General features: G+C 44.3%; 26 protein-coding genes, 1 tRNA gene and 1 other RNA gene. 13 read left to right on the top strand and 15 right to left on the bottom strand.

Annotated elements, in window-relative coordinates; all coding sequences use genetic code 11:
• Nucleotides 1-87 precede the first annotated feature (87 nt).
• Together ftsH and rlmE are read right to left on the bottom strand one after the other, a co-directional pair.
• The gene (gene ftsH / locus F890_RS04750; RefSeq protein WP_004280565.1) at nt 88-1,977 is read right to left on the bottom strand and encodes an ATP-dependent zinc metalloprotease FtsH; all 1,890 of its coding nucleotides are present in this window, start codon (nt 1,975-1,977) and stop codon (nt 88-90) included.
• Nucleotides 1,978-2,109: 132 nt separating this feature from the next.
• Nucleotides 2,110-2,760, bottom strand: a complete 651-nt coding sequence (gene rlmE / locus F890_RS04755) for a 23S rRNA (uridine(2552)-2'-O)-methyltransferase RlmE (RefSeq protein WP_004645756.1) — start codon at nt 2,758-2,760, stop codon at nt 2,110-2,112.
• 195 nt (nt 2,761-2,955) lie between these two features.
• Between rlmE and yhbY the strand changes: the two genes are divergently transcribed.
• Nucleotides 2,956-3,279 (top strand): ribosome assembly RNA-binding protein YhbY, encoded by a 324-nt coding sequence (gene yhbY / locus F890_RS04760; protein WP_004280569.1) that lies wholly within the window; start codon nt 2,956-2,958, stop codon nt 3,277-3,279.
• 11 nt (nt 3,280-3,290) lie between these two features.
• Nucleotides 3,291-3,830 carry a DOMON-like domain-containing protein gene (locus tag F890_RS04765; protein WP_005265866.1) on the top strand — a complete coding sequence of 180 codons (540 nt, stop codon included), beginning with the start codon at nt 3,291-3,293 and terminating at the stop codon, nt 3,828-3,830.
• A 148-nt stretch (nt 3,831-3,978) separates the two neighbouring features.
• Here the strand turns inward: F890_RS04765 and F890_RS04770 are convergent, their stop codons facing one another.
• A complete protein-coding gene (locus F890_RS04770) occupies nt 3,979-4,200 on the bottom strand; it encodes a hypothetical protein (RefSeq protein ID WP_004280572.1) in 222 nt (73 codons plus the stop codon).
• Nucleotides 4,201-4,302: 102 nt separating this feature from the next.
• A complete protein-coding gene (locus tag F890_RS04775; protein ID WP_005265871.1) occupies nt 4,303-4,791 on the bottom strand; it encodes a hypothetical protein in 489 nt (162 codons plus the stop codon).
• A 308-nt stretch (nt 4,792-5,099) separates the two neighbouring features.
• On the opposite strand from F890_RS04775, the gene carA reads away from it, so the two are divergent.
• The 3 genes from carA (at nt 5,100) to greA (ending at nt 10,051) form a co-directional block, all read left to right on the top strand.
• Nucleotides 5,100-6,239: a glutamine-hydrolyzing carbamoyl-phosphate synthase small subunit gene (carA, locus tag F890_RS04780; RefSeq protein ID WP_004280574.1), complete on the top strand. Its 1,140-nt coding sequence runs from the start codon at nt 5,100-5,102 to the stop codon at nt 6,237-6,239.
• Nucleotides 6,240-6,252: 13 nt separating this feature from the next.
• Nucleotides 6,253-9,483 carry a carbamoyl-phosphate synthase large subunit gene (gene carB / locus F890_RS04785; RefSeq protein ID WP_005265872.1) on the top strand — a complete coding sequence of 1,077 codons (3,231 nt, stop codon included), beginning with the start codon at nt 6,253-6,255 and terminating at the stop codon, nt 9,481-9,483.
• Nucleotides 9,484-9,574: 91 nt separating this feature from the next.
• Entirely contained in the window at nt 9,575-10,051 is a 477-nt protein-coding gene (gene greA / locus F890_RS04790) for a transcription elongation factor GreA (RefSeq protein ID WP_004645764.1), read from the top strand.
• 72 nt (nt 10,052-10,123) lie between these two features.
• Here greA and F890_RS04795 read toward each other — a convergent pair whose 3' ends face one another.
• Entirely contained in the window at nt 10,124-10,717 is a 594-nt protein-coding gene (locus F890_RS04795; protein ID WP_005252554.1) for a TetR/AcrR family transcriptional regulator, read from the bottom strand.
• 136 nt (nt 10,718-10,853) lie between these two features.
• Here F890_RS04795 and F890_RS04800 point away from each other — a divergent pair, with 136 nt between their 5' ends.
• A complete protein-coding gene (locus tag F890_RS04800; protein ID WP_005265874.1) occupies nt 10,854-11,249 on the top strand; it encodes a RidA family protein in 396 nt (131 codons plus the stop codon).
• A 112-nt stretch (nt 11,250-11,361) separates the two neighbouring features.
• Complete coding sequence (locus F890_RS04805; RefSeq protein WP_005265875.1) at nt 11,362-11,988, top strand: CatB-related O-acetyltransferase; 627 nt, start codon at nt 11,362-11,364, stop codon at nt 11,986-11,988.
• A 14-nt stretch (nt 11,989-12,002) separates the two neighbouring features.
• Here the strand turns inward: F890_RS04805 and F890_RS04810 are convergent, their stop codons facing one another.
• The 6 genes from F890_RS04810 to coaD all read right to left on the bottom strand — a co-directional run bounded on the left by F890_RS04810 (nt 12,003) and on the right by coaD (nt 14,256).
• Nucleotides 12,003-12,455, bottom strand: coding sequence for a hypothetical protein (locus F890_RS04810; protein ID WP_005103959.1), 453 nt, complete (start codon nt 12,453-12,455; stop codon nt 12,003-12,005).
• Nucleotides 12,421-12,861 (bottom strand): hypothetical protein, encoded by a 441-nt coding sequence (locus tag F890_RS04815; RefSeq protein WP_005265876.1) that lies wholly within the window; start codon nt 12,859-12,861, stop codon nt 12,421-12,423. The genes F890_RS04810 and F890_RS04815 overlap by 35 nt, the downstream gene beginning before the upstream one ends.
• A gap of 85 nt (nt 12,862-12,946) precedes the next feature.
• Nucleotides 12,947-13,023: transfer RNA gene (locus tag F890_RS04820), tRNA-Met, on the bottom strand.
• A 72-nt stretch (nt 13,024-13,095) separates the two neighbouring features.
• Nucleotides 13,096-13,473: RNase P RNA component class A (gene rnpB / locus F890_RS17745), an RNA gene on the bottom strand.
• A 26-nt stretch (nt 13,474-13,499) separates the two neighbouring features.
• Nucleotides 13,500-13,763 (bottom strand): YfhL family 4Fe-4S dicluster ferredoxin, encoded by a 264-nt coding sequence (locus F890_RS04825; RefSeq protein WP_005265877.1) that lies wholly within the window; start codon nt 13,761-13,763, stop codon nt 13,500-13,502.
• 1 nt (nt 13,764) lies between these two features.
• The gene (gene coaD / locus F890_RS04830; protein ID WP_004280585.1) at nt 13,765-14,256 is read right to left on the bottom strand and encodes a pantetheine-phosphate adenylyltransferase; all 492 of its coding nucleotides are present in this window, start codon (nt 14,254-14,256) and stop codon (nt 13,765-13,767) included.
• A 139-nt stretch (nt 14,257-14,395) separates the two neighbouring features.
• On the opposite strand from coaD, the gene smpB reads away from it, so the two are divergent.
• The gene (gene smpB / locus F890_RS04835; RefSeq protein WP_004280586.1) at nt 14,396-14,875 is read left to right on the top strand and encodes an SsrA-binding protein SmpB; all 480 of its coding nucleotides are present in this window, start codon (nt 14,396-14,398) and stop codon (nt 14,873-14,875) included.
• Nucleotides 14,876-14,930: 55 nt separating this feature from the next.
• Here the strand turns inward: smpB and F890_RS04840 are convergent, their stop codons facing one another.
• From F890_RS04840 to rluD, 3 genes are read right to left on the bottom strand one after another with little or no spacing between them, the layout of a single operon-like run.
• Nucleotides 14,931-15,491 (bottom strand): flavodoxin family protein, encoded by a 561-nt coding sequence (locus F890_RS04840; RefSeq protein WP_005265878.1) that lies wholly within the window; start codon nt 15,489-15,491, stop codon nt 14,931-14,933.
• A 40-nt stretch (nt 15,492-15,531) separates the two neighbouring features.
• Nucleotides 15,532-16,272 carry a peptidoglycan editing factor PgeF gene (gene pgeF / locus F890_RS04845; RefSeq protein ID WP_005265879.1) on the bottom strand — a complete coding sequence of 247 codons (741 nt, stop codon included), beginning with the start codon at nt 16,270-16,272 and terminating at the stop codon, nt 15,532-15,534.
• Nucleotides 16,273-16,309: 37 nt separating this feature from the next.
• Nucleotides 16,310-17,362 (bottom strand): 23S rRNA pseudouridine(1911/1915/1917) synthase RluD, encoded by a 1,053-nt coding sequence (gene rluD, locus F890_RS04850; RefSeq protein ID WP_005265880.1) that lies wholly within the window; start codon nt 17,360-17,362, stop codon nt 16,310-16,312.
• A gap of 71 nt (nt 17,363-17,433) precedes the next feature.
• Here rluD and F890_RS04855 point away from each other — a divergent pair, with 71 nt between their 5' ends.
• Nucleotides 17,434-18,399, top strand: coding sequence for an outer membrane protein assembly factor BamD (locus F890_RS04855; protein ID WP_005265881.1), 966 nt, complete (start codon nt 17,434-17,436; stop codon nt 18,397-18,399).
• A gap of 225 nt (nt 18,400-18,624) precedes the next feature.
• Nucleotides 18,625-20,547, top strand: coding sequence for a DNA primase (locus tag F890_RS04860; RefSeq protein ID WP_004645776.1), 1,923 nt, complete (start codon nt 18,625-18,627; stop codon nt 20,545-20,547).
• Nucleotides 20,548-20,686: 139 nt separating this feature from the next.
• On the opposite strand, the gene hemA is transcribed toward F890_RS04860, so the two are convergent.
• A complete protein-coding gene (gene hemA / locus F890_RS04865) occupies nt 20,687-21,976 on the bottom strand; it encodes a glutamyl-tRNA reductase (protein WP_005265883.1) in 1,290 nt (429 codons plus the stop codon).
• 79 nt (nt 21,977-22,055) lie between these two features.
• On the opposite strand from hemA, the gene F890_RS04870 reads away from it, so the two are divergent.
• From F890_RS04870 to ispE, 3 genes are read left to right on the top strand one after another with little or no spacing between them, the layout of a single operon-like run.
• Nucleotides 22,056-23,768, top strand: coding sequence for a tetratricopeptide repeat protein (locus tag F890_RS04870; RefSeq protein WP_005265884.1), 1,713 nt, complete (start codon nt 22,056-22,058; stop codon nt 23,766-23,768).
• Nucleotides 23,769-23,775: 7 nt separating this feature from the next.
• Nucleotides 23,776-24,354 carry a lipoprotein insertase outer membrane protein LolB gene (gene lolB, locus F890_RS04875; protein WP_005265885.1) on the top strand — a complete coding sequence of 193 codons (579 nt, stop codon included), beginning with the start codon at nt 23,776-23,778 and terminating at the stop codon, nt 24,352-24,354.
• 21 nt (nt 24,355-24,375) lie between these two features.
• Nucleotides 24,376-25,203 (top strand): 4-(cytidine 5'-diphospho)-2-C-methyl-D-erythritol kinase, encoded by an 828-nt coding sequence (gene ispE / locus F890_RS04880; RefSeq protein ID WP_034618928.1) that lies wholly within the window; start codon nt 24,376-24,378, stop codon nt 25,201-25,203.
• Nucleotide 25,204: the final 1 nt, after the last annotated feature.

Below are 25,204 nucleotides of genomic sequence, written 5' to 3' on the forward strand. Positions count from 1 at the left end.
TTTTTAATCGCTCAATATAACACTCAAAAAGATATGACAAAAATGACAAGCATAAAAAACCACCCGAAGGTGGTTTTTTTATTGAGCTTAGTTCGCTGGCAATGGCGGAGGAGTCAACGGACCATCATCTGGCGTTACATCAATCACAGGATTATCTGCAACATAGACTTTTGGTGGCTGAGGCTCACGACCTTCCATGATGTCACGGATTTGATCACGATCAATGGTTTCCCATTCCATCAAGGCTTTCACCATCGCATGGGCAATATCTTTTTTGCTTTCCAAGATATCGCGTGCGATTTTATATTGCTCATCTAGAATTCGACGAATTTCACGATCGACTTCTAGTTGTGTGGTTTCCGAAATACTGCGGCTACCAATACTGCCCATGAAAGATTGCTGTGCATCTTCTTCATAGACCATGACACCGAGTTTGTCCGACATACCATATTTGGTCACCATCGCACGTGCCATTTTGGTTGCACGTTCGAAGTCATTTGAAGCGCCGGTCGACATCTGGTTAATGAAGACTTCTTCAGCAATACGGCCACCAAACAAAATCGAAAGTTCATTCAACATTTTGTCTTTGTAATGGCTGGTCTGGTCAAATTCAGGCAGCTGCCAGGTAACACCTAAAGCCCAGCCACGTGGCATGATTGTCACCTTATGCACAGGATCTGTACCTGGCAAGCTTTCAGCAACAATCGCATGCCCTGCTTCATGATAAGCCGTCGCACGACGCTCTTCATCACGAAGTACCATCGATTTACGCTCAGGACCCATATACAGCTTGTCTTTTGCATCTTCAAAGTCATGCATATCGACGGTGTTTTTGTTACGGCGTGCAGCAAATAAAGCAGCTTCATTCACCAGGTTTGCTAATTGCGCACCCGAGAAGCCCGGTGTACCACGTGCAAGAACTTTAACATCCACACCTGTCACTGAAGGCAATTTTTTCAAATGTACATTCAGGATTTGTTCACGACCTTTAATGTCTGGCAAACCAACCACAACTTGACGGTCAAAACGGCCTGGACGAAGAAGTGCTTTATCCAGTACATCTGCACGGTTGGTTGCAGCAATCACGATAATGCCTTCATTGCCCTCAAAGCCGTCCATTTCAACCAGCATCTGGTTCAGTGTCTGTTCACGTTCATCGTGACCACCACCAGTACCTGAACCACGATGACGACCGACTGCATCAATCTCATCAATAAAGATGATACATGGCGCATGACGTTTCGCCTGTTCGAACATGTCACGAACACGGGATGCACCGACACCGACAAACATCTCAACGAAGTCAGAACCTGAAATACTAAAGAATGGAACTTTCGCTTCACCGGCAATGGCTTTGGCAAGTAGGGTTTTACCCGTACCTGGAGGACCGACCATTAACACACCGCGTGGAATACTCGCACCCAGACGTTTAAATTTGGTTGGATCTTTCAGGAAATCTACGATTTCAACGACTTCTTGCTTGGCTTCGTCACAACCAGCAACATCAGTGAAAGTGACTTTAATCTGATCTTCAGACAGCATTTTGGCTTTAGATTTACCAAAACTCATTGGGCCGTTTTTACCACCTGCACCGCCACCCATGTTGCGCATAAAGAACATGAATAACAAAATGATTAAAAGTACAGGGAAACTTGCAATAAGCAACTGCATGAGCAAGCCTTGACGTTGTGGTGCTTCACCTTCAACCACAACATTATTTTTAATCAGGCTTGGCATCAGTTCAGGATCCTGAACTGCCGGACGGATACTTTCAAACTCTGAACCGTTCGATTTTTCGCCACGGATTCTTTCGCCGTCAATCACAACTTGTTTAATTTGGCCAGCATTGACCGCGGCAACAAACTCTGAGTAGTTCATTGTAGTCGGTTGATTGCGGTCACTGACGTTGCTGAAGATTAACACCAGCACACCCAGTATCACGAGCCACAATACGGCATTCTTAAAAAGATCGCTCAAAGCTTTATTCCCATTCCAATCTAATTTGATCATGCCCTGTTCAGGGTGACCTTAATACTTAAGCTGTAAATCAACTTACAATTATCTGAAAACGTACAAAATGCACAATTTTTAACGACTTGGCAAGTAGACTTATTTTAAAGCCTTCTTACGTCCCTGCCCGATCAGGAAAACTTCCTTGGAGCGAGCACGTGATGCCAAAGGTTTAGATGTTTTCAGAACATCAAAACTATCAACCACTTGCTTACGGAATTCGTCAAAACCTGAACCTTGGAAAACTTTTACCACAAATTGACCTTTAGGGCCTAGCACCTTGTTGGCAAAATCCAGTGCAAGTTCACACAAGTAAATCTGACGCGGTTGATCTACAGCCTTATTACCTGATGTATTGGGGGCCATATCTGAAATTACAACGTCTACAGTACGACCATCTAAAATTTCTAACAATTGCTGGAAGACTTCTTCTTCGCGAAAGTCACCTTGCAAGAAAGTCACATCAGGTAATGCATCCATTGGTAAAATGTCAGATGCAATTAATAAACCTTTGTCGCCGACCAACTTACCGGCGATTTGTGACCAACTCCCGGGAGCTGCACCTAAGTCGACCACGGTCATGCCGGGTTTGATGATCTTGTACTTTTCTTGCATTTCTAAGAGCTTATATGCTGCACGCGCACGATAGCCGTCCTTTTGTGCCTTTTTCACATAAGGATCGTCTAAATGCTCTCTCATCCAATCACGACTACTTTTAGATAACTTTTGGTTGGTAATGCGTGTAGCCATAACTCTCTAAATAAAAAAACGTCTAATTATTAATTGTACGTGAAAAAGACATATTTTGCAGTATACATGTGTATCTAAATCTAGGAGTTTTGCTCGTTATGAAGAGATATTGGAAATGATTATTTCCTGATAATTTAAAGCGTTTGTTTTTTGCTTTTGCTATACTAAGCCGTTTTAAAATTCAGGTTATCTCTCATGGCGTCTTTATCTATTCAGGAACGTAAGCGTTTACGTCAAATCGGACATGCTTTAAACCCGGTCGTTATGCTGGGTGACAAAGGCCTGACTGAAAATGTCATCGAAGAATTAGCGCGTGCTTTAAACGATCACGAACTGATTAAAGTAAAAATCGTAGCTGAAGATCGTGAAGCGCGTGCAGCATTGATTGCTGAAATTTCAGAAGCGACTGGTGCCGAAGTAGTTCAAACTATTGGTAAAATTGCGCTGCTTTACAAGAAAGCTGCGAAACAAAACCAAAAATTGTCCAACCTTGTCCGTTTCGCTCATCTGTCTAACTAAGTACAGGACTTATGGCAAGTTACGAACTTAGCGCATTTGATCGCCGTTTTCAGGCCATCTCTCTGGTTGCCGCCATTGAACAGCAAAGCCCATGCAATTTAAATGTGGGTTTCTGGATCCGTGATCCCAATCAGTACATCTTGTGGCCCGACATGGTGACGGCACATCCCCGTCAGGATTTCCTGTGGGAACAGACCTGCTTTGAAATTTTTATTGGGGTTCAGGGCGAAGATTTTTATCGTGAGATTAATCTTTCCCCTTCTCAGGCCTGGCAGGCTTATCAATTTGAAGAATACCGTTATCCTGAAGATATGCCACCGCAAGCTGCGGATGATATTGAGCTGAATCAGCTCAAACGTACGCATTATGGTCTTAATGTCAGTGTAGATCTGACTGATTTTATGGCAACACATAAACTGAAATGGGAAAACTTGTTCCTGGGTTTATCTGCTGTTTTAAAAACCTCACAAGGTGATCAATACTATGCCATGCAGCATAGTAGTCCTCAGGCAGATTTTCATAATAAACGTGACTGGTTGCATGTATTTTAAATAGATTGACGCTGTGCATCAGCTATTTAAAGTGTAACAGGCGAATAAAACGTGAGACTTAAAGTCTCACGTTTTTGTTTATTGCTCAACAATGATTGATCCTCTGTATAATTATTTTAGATTTTTTATTGTTTTCAACGTTCATATTTTAATGATGTAGATGATGCTGCTCCTGAATAGATTTCACAGCAGCATAAAGAATAAAAGCAAAAGTAATGATCATCAGAAGAATGGTCCCAAACACCAGTCCCAGCACTCCCAAACATAATACGATTACACCTAGATAAAGTATGCGCCCCAATCCGCTTTCCAGATTCAGTAGCATGATCAATATCAGTAAAATAAGTACACCTACAAAATGCTGTTGCATCGTGACCCCCTTTAATTGTTATTGTGAGTCCGTTTTGCTGCATAAAGACAAAGGAGAACATTTGATTGTTCTCCTTTTTAAATAGCGGCCTTTCAGCGCAGCCTAACTTTTCAGCTCAGGACTTTTGTCCGAGCTCTCTGTTTTCACCACGGGTTTGACTTTTTTCAGTACTTCAATGGTACTGTCCTTAGAACGTTTAAAAGTATCGGTCAGATGTTCCTTATGCTTGGTCGAAATCTGACTGACATCCTCTTTCAACTCTTTACCCAGATTAGATAAGTCTTCGAAGACAGCGTTGAATTCTGTCTTGATAAAGCTTTTCAGTTCAGTTAATTCTTTCTGCGAATCGAAAATCTGCTCCTTCAAAGTATCAATACGCTGTAACACCTCCTGCTTAAATTGACGCAATTGTTCCTGCACAGTGTCGCTTAACTGCTTGGCTTCAACTTCAAGCTTTTCCTTACTTTCCTCGATGGTTCCAATTGCCTGATCTTTAGCCTCGACTGCTACTTTTTCAAGCTTCTCGGCAGTTTCAGTGACCACGCTCGGAGTGATTTTTTTAGATGTAGTAGATTTAGGTGCTGTAGCCATTTGTCTTGTTCCTATTGTTATATCGACTAAGCTATATTAGTAGATTTGATAAAAATTAAGATTTGATTTGTCTGACAATTATTAATTGCTTACATTTTTTCACATTGCTTACAAAACAGACTTCCATGCAAAAAGCAAGCCATTTATCTCATACTTTCGCTGCAAAGCCGTTGGACTTTAGGGGTCATTCTGCGTATAATGCCGTGTTAAGTTCAAGCGAGCAGACATAGGAGGGTAGGTTTAAAAAATAGCCTTCCTTTTTTTTCGTCTTCTCGCTTTTTTACAGCCTAAATTTCAGGAGCTTTGGTTTGAGCACCCCAGCAATTTTAGCCCTTGCCGACGGAACTATCTTTAAAGGTACTTCGATTGGCGCATCGGGTAGTACGACTGGTGAAGTCGTTTTCAACACTGCCATGACTGGCTATCAAGAAATTTTGACTGACCCGAGTTATGCACAGCAACTTGTGACACTGACTTACCCACATATCGGTAACACAGGCTGCAATGAAGAAGACGCTGAATCAGGTCGTATTCATAAGGTTTGGGCTAACGGATTGATCATTCGTGACCTGCCTTTACTGCACAGTAACTTCCGTTCAACCCAATCATTAGCTGAATATTTGGTACAACACAATGTTGTGGCAATTGCGGATATCGACACGCGTAAATTGACACGTATCTTACGTGACAAAGGTGCGCAAAATGGCTGTATCCTTGCTGGCGAAAATATCACTGAAGCTGAAGCGCTTGAAAAAGCACGTGCATTTGGTGGTTTAAACGGTTTAGACCTGGCAAAAGAATGTTGCGACCCTGAAGGTTTTGAATGGACGGAAGGCTCTTGGACATTAGGCAAAGGTTTCTCTCAACCAGAAGCTAAATTCCATGTTGTTGCATACGATTACGGTGTCAAAACCAACATCTTACGTATGCTCGCAGACCGCGGTTGTAAACTGACTGTTGTGCCGGCGCAAACTCCTGCTGCTGATGTACTTGCACTGAATCCGGATGGCGTGTTCCTTTCGAACGGTCCTGGTGATCCGGCTGCATGTGACTACGCAATTGAAGCTGTAAAAACAATTGTAGAAACCACTGAAATTCCAGTATTTGGTATCTGCCTGGGTCACCAGATTCTTGCGCTTGCAAGTGGTGCTAAAACCTTAAAAATGCCTCACGGCCACCACGGTGCGAACCATCCTGTACAAAATCTTGATAACGGTACAGTGATGATTACTTCTCAAAACCATGGCTTCGCAGTCGATGAAAGCAATCTGCCTGATGTGTTGCGTGTAACGCATCGCTCACTGTTTGATGGCACCAACCAAGGTATCCATCGTACAGACAAACCTGCGTTCAGCTTCCAGGGTCACCCTGAAGCAAGCCCGGGTCCACATGACTGCGCACCATTGTTCGATCATTTCATCGAACTTATCGAAGCATCTAAGAAGTAATTAAGGAAGCATCATGGCTAAACGTACTGACATTAAAAGCATCTTGATTATTGGTGCTGGTCCGATTGTCATCGGTCAAGCATGTGAGTTTGACTACTCAGGTGCTCAAGCATGTAAAGCCCTTCGTGAAGAAGGCTATCGCGTTATTTTGGTCAACTCAAACCCAGCGACCATCATGACCGACCCAACCATGGCGGATGCAACGTATATTGAGCCAATTACTTGGCAAACTGTTGCAGCGATCATTGAGAAAGAGCGCCCAGATGCTGTTCTTCCAACCATGGGTGGTCAAACTGCATTGAACTGTGCCCTTGCCCTTGATGAGCACGGCATTTTAGAAAAATTCAATGTTGAATTGATCGGTGCGACCAAAGAAGCGATTGAAAAAGCTGAAGACCGCAAACTGTTCGACCAGGCAATGCGTAAAATTGGTCTTGAATGTCCAAAAGCTGACGTTGCTGAGTCAATGGAACATGCTTTAGAAATTCAAGCACGTTTCGGCTTCCCAGTGATTATCCGTCCATCATTCACGATGGGTGGTTCAGGTGGCGGTATCGCGTACAACAAAGAAGAATTCATCGAAATTTGTGAACGCGGTTTCGATCTTTCTCCGACTAAACAATTATTGATCGATGAATCTTTAATTGGTTGGAAAGAGTACGAGATGGAAGTTGTTCGTGACAAAAACGACAACTGTATCATCGTATGTACCATTGAAAACTTTGACCCAATGGGCGTGCATACAGGTGACTCAATCACTGTTGCCCCTGCGCAAACATTGACAGACAAAGAATTCCAGCTTTTACGTAATGCATCTTTAGCGGTTCTCCGTGAAATTGGCGTAGAAACAGGTGGTTCTAACGTACAGTTCGGTATTTGCCCAAATACTGGCCGTATGGTGGTGATCGAGATGAACCCACGTGTATCACGTTCATCTGCCCTTGCCTCTAAAGCAACTGGTTTCCCAATTGCAAAAATCGCAGCGAAATTGGCTGTGGGTTATACGCTTGATGAGTTGAAAAACGACATCACTGGCGGTACAACGCCTGCATCGTTCGAACCTGCAATCGACTACGTTGTTACTAAGATTCCTCGTTTCAACTTCGAGAAATTCCCACAAGCTGACGCAACGCTTACAACTCAGATGAAATCTGTCGGTGAAGTGATGGCGATTGGTCGTAACTTCCAGGAATCTGTACAAAAAGCCCTTCGTGGTCTTGAAGTTGGCGCTTCTGGTTTTGACGAAAAAATTGAAGTGGGTGCTGAAGGCGCGCGCGACAAAATCTTGCAAGAGCTTAAAGTTCCAGGTCCTGAGCGTATTTGGTACGTGGGCGACGCATTCCGTCACGGCTTTACTTTAGACGAAGTATTCGCTGCAACGAACATTGACCGCTGGTTCTTGATTCAAATCGAAGACATCATCAAAACTGAAAACCAAATCAAAACTTTAGGTTTTGGCGACTTGAACGCAGACAACATCCGTGCATTCAAACGTAAAGGTTTATCAGATCTTCGCATTGCGGACTTGATGGGCATTTCACAAAAACAATTCCGTAAACACCGTTGGAACCTGGGCGTAACTCCAGTTTACAAACGTGTCGATACATGTGCTGCAGAATTCGAATCTGATACAGCCTACATGTACTCAACTTACGATGAAGAGTGTGAAGCCAATCCGTCTGCAAAAGACAAGATCATGGTGATCGGCGGTGGCCCTAACCGTATTGGCCAAGGGATCGAGTTCGATTACTGCTGTGTACACGCAGCGCTTGCTATGCGTGAAGATGGTTACGAAACCATCATGGTGAACTGTAACCCTGAAACTGTTTCTACGGATTACGATACTTCAGATCGTTTGTACTTTGAACCGATCACACTTGAAGACGTGCTTGAAATCGTACGTATCGAGAAGCCGAAAGGCATTATCGTTCAGTACGGTGGTCAAACACCTTTGAAATTGGCTCGTGCTCTAGAAGAAGCCGGTGCGCCAATTATCGGTACATCACCTGATGCGATTGACCGTGCAGAAGACCGTGAACGTTTCCAGCAAATGATTCAACGTCTGCAACTTCGTCAACCGAACAACAGCATTGTAAAATCTGCTGAAGAAGGTATGGCTGAAGCATCTAAAGTCGGCTACCCGCTTGTAGTACGTCCTTCTTACGTCCTTGGTGGTCGTGCGATGGAAATCGTGTACAACGACGAAGAACTCAAACGCTACTTACGTGATGCGGTTCAAGCATCTAACGAAGCGCCTGTTCTTCTTGACCGTTTCTTAGATGATGCGATCGAAGTTGACGTGGACTGCGTATCTGACGGTAAAGACGTTGTGATTGGCGGCATCATGCAGCACATTGAACAAGCGGGTATTCACTCAGGTGACTCGGCATGTTCGATTCCTCCTTACTCTCTATCTAAAGAGATTCAGGACGAAATGCGTCGTCAAACCGTGGCTATGGCAAAAGAGCTTGGCGTGATCGGTTTGATGAACGTTCAGTTTGCGGTTAAAGGTGAAGACGTTTACATTCTGGAAGTGAACCCACGTGCGTCTCGTACTGTGCCATTCGTTTCTAAGTGTATCGGTGAATCTTTAGCGAAAGTTGCTGCACGTTGTATGGCGGGTCAATCTCTTGAGTCTCAAGGCTTTACATCAGAGATTATTCCTGAGCACTTCTCTGTCAAAGAAGCCGTGTTCCCGTTCAACAAATTCCCTGGTGTTGACCCAATCCTTGGCCCTGAGATGAAATCGACTGGCGAAGTGATGGGCGTTGGTAAAACATTTGGTGAAGCGTTCTATAAAGCTGTTTTAGGTGCAAACGAGCGTTTACCAGGTCTTCCAACTGAAGGCGAAGTAAAACACGCATTTATCTCTGTACGTGACTCAGATAAACCACGTGCGGCGGGTATCGCAAAACAATTGATTGACCTAGGCTTCAAGATTCTTGCAACTGATGGTACATTTAAAGTGATTAGCGATGCTGGTCTTGAATGTGAACGTGTCAATAAAGTAACTGAAGGTCGTCCTAACATTGTGGACCGTATTAAAAACGGCGAAATCCACCTTGTGATTAACACGACTGAAGGCAAAAAGGCACAAGAAGACTCATTCTCGATCCGTCGTTCAGCACTTCAAGGTAAAGTGTATAACACAACTACATTGAATGGTGCGGATGCAGTATGCCAAGCTTTAGCAATTAAATTGCCAATGGATGTATATCGTTTGCAAGACCTAACTAAAGGTTAATTCGCTTCCAAGAAGTCCCGCTACCTTCTTGGTGGCGGGCTTTTTTTTATTTATAGATTTTATATCTTTCAACTGACTTTTGAGGGACAACATGCAACGTTATCCTATGACACCTGAAGGCAAAATTGCCTTAGAGAAAGAATTACACCAACTGAAAACAGTGGATCGCCCACGTATTACAGCTTCAATTGCAGAAGCGCGTGAACACGGCGACTTAAAAGAAAATGCAGAATACCATGCAGCACGTGAACAGCAAGGCTTCTGTGAAGGTCGTATTCAGGACATCGAAGGCAAACTGGGTGCAGCTCAGGTGATCGACGTAAAAGAACTTGAACAGAATGGTCGTGTGGTTTTTGGTGTAACGGTCACGATTGAAAATCTGGATACTGAAGAACAGAAAACCTATAAAATTGTAGGTGATGACGAAGCAGACTTTAAGATTAACAAGATCTCTGTGAACTCGCCAATTGCACGTGGTCTTTTAGGTAAAAACGAAGGCGACGATGTGAAAATCAATACACCAAACGGTGAAGTTGAATACGAAATTGTGAAAGTTGAATATCTTTAAAATTTAAAGCTGTTTAATTTAAAGCCCCTCGATTGAGGGGTTTTTTACCTTTATCTGCTTCCTACAAACGAATTAGCTCTGGGCTTCTTTTAAAAACCCCGATGCAAATAAATTAAATGCATGTAAAGCCTCAGGGAGTACCTGCTCAGGATGTTCGCTAGAAGCCACCCAGAGGGCTGCATTCATTGCAGCACCATTTAAAAATACCGCAGCAGCTTCCGGATCAACTGTTTTAATTCGATCTGCTACCAATAATTGCTCAACACATTCACGCGTGGACTGCAAACATCTGTTTTGACTTGGCCAGTGTGCAGGATCACCCAATACCGCAGGCCCATCGCGCAATACAATGCGCTGGAATTCAGAGTTTAAGGCATTTTGAATATAGGTCCGCCCTTCCAGCATCAATCCTTCCCACAGATCATCAGGCTGCTCCAGATGTTGCTGCGCAGATGAAGCCATTTCCGAATCGATCTGGTCGACCACTGCAGCAAATAAGCCTTTTTTATCACCAAAATGATGATACAGCGCACCACGAGTCAGCCCTGCTTCTGCCGTGAGCTTATCCATTGAAGTGCCAGCATAACCATATTCCGCAAACGCACGGCGTGCCACTTCTATCAGTTTCTTGCGGGTTTCCGCCATCTTTTGTTCACGAACAGACATGAATTACTTTACCTCATCATCATAAAAATTTTAATTGACATACGGACCGTATGTCAATTATGTTTACATACGAAGCGTATGTGAAAGTCAAGTTGCTTTCACTCACTGATAAATTAGATATTGAATGAGAATAGACATGACTAGAACTGCGATATTTCCCCAAGACCGCCATACCCTGTATGAACAGCATGGTTATTCTGCTGCGATCAAATCGGAAGACTTACTTTTTGTTTCTGGTCAGGTCGGTAGCCGTGAAGATGGCTCGCCTGAACCAGATTTTGAGAAGCAGGTAGAACGGGCTTTTGAAAACTTAGCTGCAACATTGGCAGCGGCTGGTTGTAGCTTCGACAATATTGTCGATGTCACTACTTTTCACACTGACCCCGAACGGCAGTTTGAAAGTATTATGAAAGTTAAACAACAAGTGTTTAATCAAAAGCCTTACCCAAACTGGACTGCGGTGGGCGTGACTTGGCTGGCAGGTTTTGATTTTGAAATTAAAGTGATTGCCTGTATTCCTCTCAGCGCTTAGGTCATATCAGCACGTGCTTTAGGATTTGCTTCACAAGCTGAATTGCGATTGTTGATTCAGCTTAAAGTGCAATTCGGTATAATGGCGCATTCCTTGTAGTTATAGCCTCCTCATGTCTGAAAAGTTAATTAATTCTCCTGTGAAGCATTGGTGTGAATTCGAGTTCATCTCAAAAACGGTGAAGAATCCCAACATTCATATCAAAGGGAATTATTCGTATTATTCGGCCTATTGGGATCAGGGGTTTGAGCGTTGTGTAGTGCGCTATCTGCATGATAAGCCTGCCACGCCTGAGAAGCCCATAGACCAGCTCTATATCGGTAATTTTGTCTGTTTTGGTGCTGAGTGCGTGATTATGATGGGTGGCAATCAACTCCACCGTACCGACTGGATTTCAGCGTTTCCATTCGATACACGCAGTTTTGTACCTGCTGGCGATACTATTATTGGCGATGGCTGTTGGATTGGCTCACGCGCTTTGATTATGCAGGGTGTGAACCTTGGTGAAGGCGCGGTAGTGGCGACAGGCGCAGTCGTGACCAAAGATGTGCCACCTTATGCAGTTGTGGGCGGCGTACCTGCGAAAATTATTAAATACCGCTTCCCACAAGAAGATATCGAAAAACTGCTTTCCCTTAAAATTTATGATATCGATGAAAAGCAGTTTTTAAAGATGCGTGAGCAGTTGCAGACGGCTGAAATTAAGGAGTTATCCGATTTTTTAACTTTAGATTATTAGCTATTCATTCTTTTTTAAACTGTATGGTTTAAAGCTTGGCTTTGACTAAGTATTTTTAGGTTTGGTTGTAAATAAACCTGGCCTGTTTCGTCATCAATATAGGTAATTACATCACAAGCAATATAATTCTCGTATTGCTTGCCATATATATCTTGATATCTAATTCTAAATGTTCTTGTTAAATCCTCTATTCCATCATTTAGTTCCTGGGCCATTTGACCGTCAACATCAAATAATATAGTCATGATTTCTGCGTGTTCCAATTTATATTGTGTTTGTTGAAGATATGGTTGGTCCTTACGATGTTTTATAAATAAATTTCTAGAAGTTCCACCTATATTTTTAATATTCAAAGTAAACTTGATAACTCTATCTTTATAATGATCGATTACATTTCCATCGTCATCACAAATAGGTTCATCATGAAGAAAGTTATCTGTTAACTGAAAACTGAAAACTGTATTCAAAGTATGGTTGAACCTGAAAATGCTTCTGCTGAAGCTCCTCTTCATACACCCTAGCTAATCTTGACTGTTGCTCAACTGAAGCTTTCATTTCTTGCACCTGCAATTCCAAAGCTTCAGTTGTTTTCTTTAGCTCTATTGCTTGCATATTTAGAGCCTCAGAATTTTGCTCAAGTCCTTTACCCTGTTGATAAAATCCTCTTACCAACCAAAAAAATGCCAAAGGTGCAAAAGCTCCCGCAATAAAATCACCGAATTCATTTAAGTTTGTAGGCAATATCCCATTATGAATTTTAAAATAAATAAAAATAAGCCATGCAAAAGTTATTGCCCACGAAAGACAACTCCCTATATTCTTTTTAAACCATTTACCAATTTCATCATGTTTAGGCATTTTTTTAGAATTCATTCTCTTACATTTCAATTATTATAATCACACTCATTATTTTAAACATAAAAAAACCCACTCAATCGGAGCGGGTTTTTTCAGAATATGGTGGCTATGACGAGACTTGAACTTGTGACCCCCGCATTATGAGTGCGGTGCTCTAACCAACTGAGCTACATAGCCTTAAACTGTGCGCGCATTATGGGATTTTCTGTAAATCACGTCAACCCCATATTGTGCTGTTTGATCAAAATTTGTTGAAGTGAGCCGATAAGCCGGGTTCTGTCGTGAACGATCATTCCTCTAGGCGCACAATCACTCATGCGCTCAAGCGACCTACCCGAATCCAGCATGGGCCATGCCTAATGGATTCCTATTTGGTCTTGCTTCCGGTGGGGTTTACCTCGCCATGAACTGTTACCAGCCATGCGGTGCGCTCTTACCGCACCCTTTCACCCTTACCTCCGATTCCGATTGCTCGAAAACATAATGAAGGCGGTCTTCTCTCTGCTGCACTTGCCGTCGGTTTGCACCGCCCAGGCGTTACCTGGCACCTTGCCCTATGAAGCCCGGACTTTCCTCCCCTGCTTCAATCACGGAGATCTCCACAGCAGCGATCGTCTGGCTCACTTCGAGCGGCATAGTATCAAATATCGAGACTAATTGCTTGATGTTTTTTGAGCAGTCAGTTTTTCATACTTGGCTTGCAGCTGTTCCTGCGTTTCGACATGATTCGGATCCAGTGGAATACAATCCACCGGACAGAACAACTGGCACTGCGGTTGATCATGATGTCCGACGCACTCTGTACATAGGTCTGGATGAATCTCATAAATGAGTTCACCCATATAGATGGCCTCATTCGGGCATACAGGTTCACAGACATCACAGTTAATACATTCATCGCTGATATATAAAGACACGCTACCAACCTTGTTGAAGTTTACGCTCGAAGGCAGCAACCACGTTTGGTGGTACAAACTTGGTTACATCACCTCTTAGTCGAGCAATTTCACGCACCAAAGTGGATGAAATAAAAGAATATTGCTCTGAAGGGGTTAAAAACACCGCTTCAAAATGGGAGTCCAGCTGACGGTTCATATTGGCCAACTGAAATTCGTACTCAAAATCAGACACTGCACGCAAACCACGCAATACAGCAGTCGCCTTTTGCTCACGGAAAAAATTGACGAGCAAACCGTCAAAACCTACAAATTCAACATTGTCCAAATGACTCAATGACTCTTTCGCCAATGCGACACGCTCTTCCAGACTAAATACCGGATTTTTATGATGACCGATAGCAATGGCTACCACGACTTCATCAAACATTCGCGCTGCGCGGGTTACCAAATCAATATGTCCATTGGTAATTGGATCAAAAGTCCCCGGATAAATCACACGAGTTTTAGACATCCATTTGTACTCTGTTTGTTATGTAGAATCTTATTTTAGCAAAAACTTGTTTTTTTGGTGAATAATCCTCATTAATTTAAAAAACTTCACCTTATTTCTAGTTGCGGTACAATAGCAGCACGTTTGGAAGTATCAGATTATGGCGAAAGCATCTATTGTAGTAAAAAAAAATAATGGCGGTACCATTGCACTGAATAAACGTGCCCGCCACGATTATTTTATTGAAGAGAAATTTGAAGCGGGGCTTTCATTAAAAGGCTGGGAAGTCAAATCAATGCGCGCTGGTCGCATGACCATTGTAGAAAGTTATATTACCTTTAAAAATGGTGAAGCGTTCTTGTTTGGTGCACAGGTTCAGCCCTTGTTAAGTGCTTCGACCCATGTGGTGCCTGAAGCAACCCGTACCCGCAAACTGTTGCTGAATCGCCGTGAAATTGAAAAGTTGATGGGTGCGATTAACCAGAAAGGTTATTCCTGCGTTCCACTGGCCTGCTACTGGAAAGGTCCACATGCCAAGCTGGAAATTGCTCTGGTCAAAGGTAAGCAGCTCCATGACAAACGTGCCACCGAAAAAGACCGTGACTGGCAACGTGATAAAGCACGAATTTTCCATAAATAATGGATTAAAAATTGAATATAAAAAAACCTCCGCATTTGGAGGTTTTTTTATAACTTTAAGCTTTGCCGCCCAGTCTTGCCAGAGTCAGGGCAATATATTCCCCAAACCAGAGCCCGGTTTTTAAATCGCCCTCAGGTGGAGTGACTTCTACCGGCGCATTATCTGACTGGGTCATAAGCCCCAAGAAGCTCGACATCCGATTCAGATCCGTCACTGCACGACCTGTCGGCATCAATGGCAATCCACTCCATAGCATACCGTGCTGCATGGCAAACAGATTGATTTGCTGCAAGACCGCCAGCTTGTCGCCACTGAGTCCACCACCATTGGTAAAGGCTGCTGCCAGCTTACCCTGCCAGCTACGTGCCAGCCAGCGCTTGGAAGACTGTTCCATAAACAGCTTCATGGCAGAGGTCAGGCTACCCATATAGGTCGGACAACCAAAGATAATTGCATCGGCGGCGTCTAGTACATCCCAGTCTATATGTTCGACATTCATCATATGCACCTGAACACCAGTTTCTCGCGCACCATCGGCAATAAAATTTGCCACTTTAGCCGTGTGTCCATAAGGACTGTGATAAACAATCGCAACAGATTTGGAAGATAGGGACATAACGCTCAAAAGCCAAAAAATTCAGTTAAGTTTAACATTTTCATGCCATAAACACGAATGTCGCCATACGCCCTGTTTTAGCTTCGCGGCGATAAGAGAAATATTCCTCTGCTTGACGATAAGAACACTGATCCCCACCCAATACGGTATTTATGCCGTGTTGCTGCAAGATATAACGTGCAATTGCATACAGGTCGGCATAATATTTAGCTGCCTGTTCACCGACCTGAAATGCACTGTCCAGTTCAGGATATTTACCGCAAAAAGCTGCTTTTACTTCAGCACCAATTTCAAAACACGGCTGGCTAATTGCTGCCCCGAGCCAGGCCCAGGTCGGCGGAGTCTGCATAGCGGCAATGGTGTTTTCGACAATCCCACCCGCCAGACCACGCCAACCAGCATGCAAATTGGCAACTTCCGTACCTTTCGCATTCCCCATTACTACAGGTAAACAGTCTGCAGTCATCATCATCAAGGCATGCACCTTGCGCTGCGTCACCAGACCATCTCCGACCAGTGCGGTAAATGGCATCTGCTCATTAATGCTATGACAAATGGTGCTATGCGTCTGGGTCATCCAGGTAATCTTATCTACGCCAAAGGCAGCGAAATCCTGCAATAAAGCCATACGATGCTGTTGTACCCGTAGCGCATTATCCTGCACATGCAAGGCCAAGTTAAAACCTGCAAGCTCAGGCTGTGCGGATGGCTGTACTTTCGCATGGTGAACGCGAGTCTGGCCGACATACACACCTTGTGGAAGTCCTGGTACAAATTGCATCTCGATTCCTTGCTTTGACGCGAGCTAAATAAAAAGATTAATAGGCTTTGTTTTCGGTACGCAGCACTTCAACCAGATTGGCAAAGTCTTCCGGCCACGGTGCTTCAAAGGTCATTTCTTCTTTGGTACGCGGATGGGTCAGACCGAGTTGTACAGCATGCAAAGCCTGACGCTTGAAGCCACGCAAAGTATCATCTAATAATTGCGATGCACCTGCAGGCATACGGACACGTGGCATATACACCTGATCGCCCACCAAGCCAAAGCCGATATAGCTAAAATGCACACGGATCTGATGGGTACGTCCAGTTTCCAGACGGGCTTGAACACGGGTAAAATGCTGGAAACGCTCTTTGACATTGTAATGCGTCACCGCGTCTTTACCACCTGGAAGTACGGTCATTTTCACACGATCCACCGGATGGCGTTTGATTGGTTCATCAATGGTACCGCCAGCAATAATATTGCCGTAAACCACCAGGTCATACAGGCGATATACTGATTTTTTCTCAAGCTGTTTGCTTAAGGCAAACTGTGCTTCCAGATTTTTGGCAACCACCAACAGACCACTGGTGTCTTTATCGATACGATGTACCAGACCTGCACGCGCCAGTTCAGCTGATTTCGGATAGTGATGCAATAAAGCATTCACCAAGGTGCCAGAACTATTGCCAGCGCCCGGATGCACTACCATGCCTACAGGTTTATTGATGACAATAATGTCATCATCTTCATAGATGATATCCAGTGGAATATCTTCCGGCAGACTGCGCGTTTGCGCTTCAAGCTCAACATTTAAAGTCAGGGTTTCAAAACCATCACTTTTAAATTTCGGCTTAACCGGTTGACCATTCACCAATAAATTGCCATCTTTAATCCATTGCTTTAATTTTTCTCGAGAAAAATCGCTCCAGACCATTGCGGCAATCTGGTCGATCCGTTGCCCGATATAAGTTTCATCCAGTTGAAATTGCAACGATAAACGTGTTGCAGTTGCTTCTGAAGTATGGTTATCTGCATCCTCAGAATCTTCAAGTAAATTGAAATCAGTATCAGGGATATTAGAATTGGAAGATTGTGCTTGACTCATTTGCTCATTCAGACAAAAGTGGTTTAATAGTGCAATTGTAGCTCATTGCCCGTATTAACAGAGGAATTTTTATGTCGCTACCACATTATAAAATGACAATGCTTGCTGTGACATTAGGCATTGCATCGGCAATGGTAGGCTGTAGCAGTAATCCAAAAAAAGAAGTCGTGGATAAAGGTCCGGAATCTAGCGAACAGGTTTATATTCAAAAAGCACAGAAAGCGCTAGATCGTAATCAATATACCGATGCAGCAAAACAGTTGGAAGCGCTGGAAACTTATTTCCCGACCAGTCAGTATGCCCCGCAAGCGCAACTGGAACTGTTGTATGTGAAATTCCAGCAAAAAGATTATGAAGGTGCGGTCGCACTGGCAGAGCGTTTTATCCGTCTGAACCCGCAACATCCAAATGTCGACTATGCCTACTATGTACGCGGTGTCTCAAATATGGAACAGAACTATAACGGCCTGCTGCGTTATACCTCGCTGAAACAGTCGCATCGTGATGTCAGCTACCTGAAAGTGGCTTACCAGAATTTTGTTGATTTCATTCGCCGCTATCCATCTAGCACTTATGCAGTGGATGCAGCACAGCGTATGCAGTTTATCGGTCAGGAACTGGCTGAGCATGAAATGAACGCAGCACGTTTCAACATCAAGCGTAAGGCTTATCTGGCAGCAGTTGAACGTGGCTTGTGGGTGATTGAACATTATCCTCAAACTCCGCAGATTCCAGAAGCACTGGCAACGGTTGCTTATGGCTATGCTCAGCTAGGTGATAAAGCGACTTCTCAGCAATATGTGGATGTATTAAAGCTGAATTATCCGAATCTGGTGAAATCAGATGGGACGGTGAATCTGCGTGCAGCGCGTAGTGAAGGCAGCTTCTTTAACCGCGCGACACTGGGTATTTTTGGTAAAGAAGCCAAGACTGTAACCGACATCGATGCACAGTCTGATGCGCCAGAAAATGAAAAGCGCAGCATCACCAATCGCATTTCATTTGGTTTGCTGGATCGTCCTAAAACGGCTGAATAAAGCTAAAGAAGGCCGGCAGCATCAGCAAATAAGACAGCGCTTTACAGGTGCATTTTCCTCAAGGGCAAGGTATCATACTTGCCCTTTTGCGTTGTCTTGCCCAGGCTTGAACAAAACGTGCAAAAGGTATACAAAGGAACTTGAAATATTCAATGTCCAACTAGACTATTTTCATTTTTTCAGTGATTTAGACCTTAGATTCCAGCACGAGAAGCTCAGCAGACCATGGCCATTCCTCAACATACGATTGATCAGATTCTCGATCGCACCGATATTGTCGATGTGATTGGTCAATTCGTAAAACTGAAAAAAACAGGCCGTACCTATTCAGGCTGCTGCCCTTTTCATCAGGAAAAATCACCGTCTTTCCACGTCTATCGTGACAAACAGTATTTTCACTGTTTTGGCTGTCAGGCCAACGGTAATGCCATCCGTTTTTTAATGGACATTGGCAGCCGTAATTTTGTCGAAGTGATGAAAGACCTGTCCAGCCAGACGGGCATCGAACTGCCTAAAGACAATACTGATTCCAATAAATTAAAATATAAACGTGAAGCAGCCAAACCCAAAATCGTGCCTGCTCAAACTGCACCACAAACTCAGCCGCAACAGAATAACGCTCCAACAGAAAATAATAATGCTGCATCTACGGCGAGTTTCGATCCATTTGCAGAGTTTCAGACAGTCGAACAGGATTTTTATGGTGACCCTTTTGCTTCTTTTGAACACCTACCGATGGCGGAAGTTCAGCAAGACGGTAACCTCTACGACCTGCTAGAAAATATCGCGCAGTTCTATGAGCGCCAACTCCCAAATAGCCCGAGTGCCCAGCAATACTTCAAGCAGCGTGGTCTGACTGCAGAGACCATTGCCTATTGGCGCTTAGGCTATGCGCCTGAAGACTGGCAACATCTGGAAAAAGCCTTTCCTCAGGATATTGAGGGCTTAAAACTTTTAGGTCTGATTCGCACCAGCGACAGTGGCCGTGATTTTGACCTGCTGCGTGAACGAGTCATTTTCCCGATCCGTGATACCAAGGGCCGTGTGGTTGGCTTTGGCGGCCGTGCCCTGAATGACGAGATCAAGCCGAAATACATCAACTCGCCAGATTCTGAAGTCTTCCATAAAAACCAGTTGCTGTACGGCCTCTATGAGGGCCGCAAACAGAAAGCCCAAGAATGGCTGATGGTCGAAGGCTATATGGATGTGATTGCGCTTCAGCAATATGGCATTCATGGCGCAGTGGCGACTTTAGGCACAGCGAGTAATACCGACCACCTGAATATTCTGTTCAAGCAGAGCAACCGGCTGACCATTGCCTTTGATGGGGATGCTGCCGGTCAAAAAGCAGCGCGCCGTACCTTGGACATTGCCCTGCCCCTGCTGAATGATGGCCGAGAGCTGAAGTTCTTTGTTTTGCCCGCTGACCATGACCCAGATTCATTGATCCGCCGTGAAGGGATAGAAAACTTCAGACGCTTGCTGGATCAGGCACCGTTGATGTCGGACTTCGTGTTTGCCCATCTGACCCAAAATCAGGATATCACCACCCCAGAAGGCAAGAGTCAGGTTATGGGTGAACTAAAAAATCTGACCGAATTACTGCCCAAACACGGCTCCTTCCGTTATCTGCTGCAGCAATTTTTCCGCGAAAAACTGGGCTTTAATCGTAAATGGCAACCTAAGGTCAATACAGATGCATCTTTAAGCTTTAGTACCAAAATTGATGCTGAAGAATATGTGATTGCGATCTTGATGAATCATCCTTATCTGTATATTCATTTTGAACCACTGCGCGCGCTAGTAGCGGAAGATCAGTTGCTGTTTAAGATTTTGAATATTCTGAATGTGATTTTTGATGACTTACCGGATGATCCTGAACTGTCGATCTATTATGTGCTCGGTGCCTGCGCAGCCCATCATCATGAACTGCAGCATATTCTGCAGCATGCCAATGTCAGCGATTACACCTCATCGCCGGAACAGGCCGATAAGCTCGCGGCTGATTTTTCAACCAAGCTGCAATATCAGTGTTTAAAAAACAAGATTAAATCCAAGAAATTTAACAGTATTGCAGAAATGAAAAACCTGAAAATGCAGATTTATGAGATTGACCGCAAACGCTCAATGACCCTGTTAGAAGATTAATTTTTCAAATTATTGATTCTTTTGAATCCAATGAAGTCACTGCTAGCTCACATTATTATTTATAATTTTCTCAAATAATCAGGCTGGGTTTTATGTTGAAGTACAAATCAGCAAAGAACCAAGCTTCTCATCATGCTGATTAAAACGAATGCCTGGATTTACGACGCTTCGCGACTACATTGCCCAGTTCTTCCTGTAACAGCTCAAAATAGGTAGGATCTTCCGCTTTGGCCGCCTCACGCAGCACAATAGAAGTTGGATGCAACAGTTTTTGGGTTAAACGATGTGAAAACTCGGCCAGTACCGTTTCCGCCTTTTCGCCCTTGGCAATACGCTGCATTGCCAGTGACAATTCTTCCTGACGTAATGTTTCCCCGTGGTCACGATAGGCATGAATGGTCGCCCCGGCCTGTTTGACCTTTTGCTGGGTCATCAGTTCTGTAGCCAGCTGATTGACCATGATCTCAGCCTCAACAGCCGCTTGACGGCGCTGTGCCAGATTTTCCTCAATCACGCTTTGCAGGTCATCGACCCCATACAGATAAACCCCGTCCAGGCTTTCTACTTTGGCATCAATATCGCGTGGCACTGCCAGATCGACCAGCAGCATCTGCTGGTAACGGCGTTTCTTTAATGCTGCCTTGATATCAGGATAGCGAATCACCTGATGCAAACTGCCGGTACAACTGGAAATGACATCGGCACGATGCAGATTTTCTGCAAGCTGATCAAAATCTATAATTTCGACTTCAACTCGATGTGCAATTTCCTGTGCCAGAATATCCGCACGCTCGCGGGTACGGTTACAGATGATGATCTTGCCCACACCCATTTCTGCAAGATGCTTAGCCACCAGACTGTTCATCTCTCCAGCTGCCACCACCATAATGGTCAGCTTGTCCGGGTGACTAAACACTTGCAAGGCCAGTTGTGCTACCGCATAGCCCATCGAGACCGCATGACTACCGACAGCCGTTTCCGAACGCACACGTTTAGCGGCATAAAAAGCATATTCAAAAATGCGGTTCAGGTTTTGCGAAACGGTATGAGAGTCTTTGGCCAGAGAAAGTGCGGTTTTGACCTGCCCCAGAATTTGTGGTTCACCTAGCATCAGTGAATCCAGACCACTGGCAACACGCATCAGATGCGTCACCGCTTGAGCATTTTCATAACGATAGACATGATGTTGCAGTTGTTTGACATCCACCCCATTTTTCTGGGCGAGCCAGTTCAGCACCATGTCAGCATTGTCAGACATGGCGTAAACTTCGGTCCGGTTACATGTAGACACCACCACCATGTCGTTCAGTTGAGGGTGTTGGCTTTGCTCGGCAAGAATGGCACTTAACTTTTCAGGGTTAAACGCCACTTGTTCGCGCAGTTCTACAGAGGCAGTTTGATGGTTGACACCCAATGCAAAGAAAGACATATCAGGTCATCATTTCACTAAATTTATGCTATTGTGCAACATCGGTGTCATAAAAAGCATTACTTGGATCAATAAAAAATTGCGTCAAACAATTAGCCGTATCAACGGCCCTACAATTAAGCAATATTCTACCACATTCCTACTGGTGGGTAGCATGGCTTCGACTGCGCATCTTTATGCAGCGGAAGCAGTTTACCATGCAAATCAAAATTATGATGCGATAAAACAAAGTATGATGGCTGAGTTTGCCATCGCTGCACATGACATTCCGACTGCTTTGCACAACTATACGGTGCTGGCGATCAAGAGCAATTCCACTTCAGTCAAGCAGCGTGCACTGAATGTCGCGCTGGAACATGATGACCTACAGGCAGCACTAGATATCTCCACGCACTGGGTGGTACAAGAGCCACAAGACGTCCCTGCTTTATTTTATTTATCACATATTGCCCTTAAAGCGCATGAATATGAGCTGGCTGCTGAGACCTTAGAAAAAATCCTGCAAATTGATGACAGTGCCGATCTGGAAGAAATTCTCGCCGGAATTTCACCGGAAGGCACAGAGGATCGTACTTATCTGATTCAGGCCTTAAGCACCACTAAAGCCAAGGACAATCCATCTATTCTGGTGCTGGTAGCCGGTCTGGAAGCACAAAATGGTCAGCTCGAACAGGCTCTAAATACAGTTAACCGCGCCTTAAAAAAACGTCCGAATGCGACCGGCTATATTTTGATGAAAGCCAATCTGCTCAATGCACTCGGCGATACTCAGGCGACACTGCAATGGTATGAAAAATCCAGCCGTAAACACCGCAATAATCTGGATGTACGTCTGGCGGAAGTCAAATATCTGGTCAAGCTGAACGAAGCGACTTTGGCGCTGAAAAAACTGCAAGACATTCTAAAAAAATGGCCGACTGCCGAAGAAGCCCTGTTTATTGCCGGACTGACCAGTATTGACTTAGAAGAATACGAGAAGGCCGAAAAATATCTGGTTGAACTGCGTTATTCTGCACAATATCAGAACGAAGCCTATTATTATCTGGCGGTCAATGCAGAACGCAAACAGCACTATGAAACAGCCAAAGCCTATTATCGTCTGGTCGATGGCAGTCTGTACACGGTCTCGCGCCGTAACATGATTTCGATTTTTGCCCAGCAGGATAAACTGCATGATGCACTGCGTTTCCTGACTCAGGAACGGGTCAATTATCCACAACATGCCAGCTTCCTCTATCTAGCCCAAGCGGATATTTTGACGCGCATGCAGAATAAAAAAGCTGCGATTCGCCTGTTGGAAGAAGCCAGCAAAAACCTGCCGGATGACCCTGAACTGGTCTATTCGCAAGTTCTGTTGCTGGATCCCCATCAGGATCGCGTCAAGCTGGATGAACTACTCAGCACTTTACTTAAAATTGAACCGAACAGTCCGACCTATCTGAATGCCTATGCCTATACCCTGGCGATGCAAAACCGTCGCCTCGAAGAAGCACGCCGCTATGTCGAACAGGCACTAGAATATGCACCAGAACAGGCGTCCATTCTGGATACCTATGGTTATATCTGTTATTTACAGAATGACTTCGCCACAGCTGCGGACGTATTATACAAAGCCTATCAATTGAATCCGAATGTGAAGATTGGGGTGCGTTATGCCCGGTCGTTGTACATGAAAGGTGATCTACAACACTTCCACCAAGTGTTACAACAATTACAACAAAACCATCCAAATGCCCCAGAATTGAAACAACTTAATTCGCTATTGTTAGCACCACAAACCAAAACGAGTTAATTAATTTATGCGCAATTTGAGCCAATTGGGCTGCTGTGCCTTTGCAGCCACTGCTTTATTTTTAACTGGCTGTCAGCAGATGATCAAGCCACAAGCGCCTGCCACCCCGTCTGTACAGGCAGACAATCAATTTCAGCTGCAAGGTAAAATTGGCGTTCGCACCCCTCAACAGACTGGCAGCGCATTCTTTACCTGGGTACAACAGCAGGAAGAATTCGATATTGAACTCAGCGGTATCTTAGGCGTCGGTAAAACCCAGATTTCTGGCACGCCGGGACAAGTGACCTTAAACAGCGCAAAAACAGGTGTGATTCAGGCAGCCAGTGCCGAAGAATTATTGCAACGCGCAACCGGCTGGCAAGCACCGATCAGTTATTTAGTGGACTGGGTACAAGCCCGCCCTGCGACCAACTCTGCCAAATTACAAAAAGACGATACGCAGCGGATTAACCAGATTATTGAACAGGGCTGGACAGTCGATCTCAATTATAATGCGCAGGCCAAAATGCCAAACCGCTTGATTTTAAAACAGTCACTTGGAAATGGTGCAGAAAACCGTATTACAATGATCATTGAAAACCGTTAATTGACCTGATTCCAGCCCATGATGATTCGTGTTCCCTCGCCTGCTAAACTGAATTTGTTTTTACATATCACCGGTCGCCGTGAAAATGGCTATCATGAGCTGCAAAGTATTTTTCAGCTGATTGACCTATATGACTGGCTGGAGTTTGAACAAAGCGCTGATGATGCGATTCAGATAGAAGGTCTGGCCTCAGTGGATCTGCAACAGAATTTAATCTATCGGGCGATACAGTTGTTGAAGCCCTATGCTAAGACGCTCTCTGGACTAAAAATTCGTCTGGAAAAAAATATCCCGATGGGTGCAGGTCTCGGTGGCGGCTCTTCCAATGCAGCGACGACCCTGATTGTGCTAAACCAGCTCTGGCAGTGCGGTTTAAATGTTGAACAACTGGCAGAGCTTGGGGTCAAGCTAGGCGCAGATGTGCCAATATTTGTGCATGGCAAAAATGCCTGGGCGGAAGGTATTGGCGAACACTTAACATTCATAGACTTAGATCAAAAAAAATTCATTGTGTTAAAACCTGATTGTTTTATCAGCACTCAACTGCTTTTTTCGCAAAAAGCATTGACAAGAGACACGAAGAGCTCTAAATTTTGCGCCTATCAGGAAACGCCATCTGATTTTGGAAATAACTTTGAGCCAGTGGCAAGAAGCTTATATCTCGAAGTCGATGAAGCAATGCAATATCTCGACCAGTTCGGAAAAGCAAAGCTTACAGGTACAGGTGCTTGTGTGTTTATTGAAGTCACTGACAATCTGAATATCGAAGATATTCTTGCAAATGCACCATGTAAAGCTTACCTGGTCAACAGTTTACAAGAATCACCTTTAGTTCGGTTTAAAGTGTAGA

Origin of the sequence: Acinetobacter sp. CIP 64.7 (assembly GCF_000369745.1) — a bacterium.
Classification (GTDB): Bacteria; Pseudomonadota; Gammaproteobacteria; order Pseudomonadales; family Moraxellaceae; genus Acinetobacter; species Acinetobacter fasciculus.

Bases quoted from the DNA above. Each gene is read 5' to 3' on its own strand.
- rlmE (WP_004645756.1), bottom strand. From the start codon at position 2,760: ATGGCTACACGCATTACCAACCAAAAGTTATCTAAAAGTAGTCGTGAT.
- rluD (WP_005265880.1), bottom strand. From the start codon at position 17,362: ATGAGTCAAGCACAATCTTCCAATTCTAATATCCCTGATACTGATTTC.
- F890_RS04855 (WP_005265881.1), top strand. From the start codon at position 17,434: ATGTCGCTACCACATTATAAAATGACAATGCTTGCTGTGACATTAGGC.
- F890_RS04815 (WP_005265876.1), bottom strand. From the start codon at position 12,861: ATGAATTCTAAAAAAATGCCTAAACATGATGAAATTGGTAAATGGTTT.
- smpB (WP_004280586.1), top strand. From the start codon at position 14,396: ATGGCGAAAGCATCTATTGTAGTAAAAAAAAATAATGGCGGTACCATT.
- F890_RS04765 (WP_005265866.1), top strand. From the start codon at position 3,291: ATGGCAAGTTACGAACTTAGCGCATTTGATCGCCGTTTTCAGGCCATC.
- F890_RS04805 (WP_005265875.1), top strand. From the start codon at position 11,362: ATGTCTGAAAAGTTAATTAATTCTCCTGTGAAGCATTGGTGTGAATTC.
- lolB (WP_005265885.1), top strand. From the start codon at position 23,776: ATGCGCAATTTGAGCCAATTGGGCTGCTGTGCCTTTGCAGCCACTGCT.
- carB (WP_005265872.1), top strand. From the start codon at position 6,253: ATGGCTAAACGTACTGACATTAAAAGCATCTTGATTATTGGTGCTGGT.
- F890_RS04860 (WP_004645776.1), top strand. From the start codon at position 18,625: ATGGCCATTCCTCAACATACGATTGATCAGATTCTCGATCGCACCGAT.
- coaD (WP_004280585.1), bottom strand. From the start codon at position 14,256: ATGTCTAAAACTCGTGTGATTTATCCGGGGACTTTTGATCCAATTACC.
- greA (WP_004645764.1), top strand. From the start codon at position 9,575: ATGCAACGTTATCCTATGACACCTGAAGGCAAAATTGCCTTAGAGAAA.
- pgeF (WP_005265879.1), bottom strand. From the start codon at position 16,272: ATGCAATTTGTACCAGGACTTCCACAAGGTGTGTATGTCGGCCAGACT.
- hemA (WP_005265883.1), bottom strand. From the start codon at position 21,976: ATGTCTTTCTTTGCATTGGGTGTCAACCATCAAACTGCCTCTGTAGAA.
- ispE (WP_034618928.1), top strand. From the start codon at position 24,376: ATGATTCGTGTTCCCTCGCCTGCTAAACTGAATTTGTTTTTACATATC.
- F890_RS04770 (WP_004280572.1), bottom strand. From the start codon at position 4,200: ATGCAACAGCATTTTGTAGGTGTACTTATTTTACTGATATTGATCATG.
- F890_RS04800 (WP_005265874.1), top strand. From the start codon at position 10,854: ATGACTAGAACTGCGATATTTCCCCAAGACCGCCATACCCTGTATGAA.
- F890_RS04840 (WP_005265878.1), bottom strand. From the start codon at position 15,491: ATGTCCCTATCTTCCAAATCTGTTGCGATTGTTTATCACAGTCCTTAT.
- yhbY (WP_004280569.1), top strand. From the start codon at position 2,956: ATGGCGTCTTTATCTATTCAGGAACGTAAGCGTTTACGTCAAATCGGA.
- F890_RS04775 (WP_005265871.1), bottom strand. From the start codon at position 4,791: ATGGCTACAGCACCTAAATCTACTACATCTAAAAAAATCACTCCGAGC.
- F890_RS04795 (WP_005252554.1), bottom strand. From the start codon at position 10,717: ATGTCTGTTCGTGAACAAAAGATGGCGGAAACCCGCAAGAAACTGATA.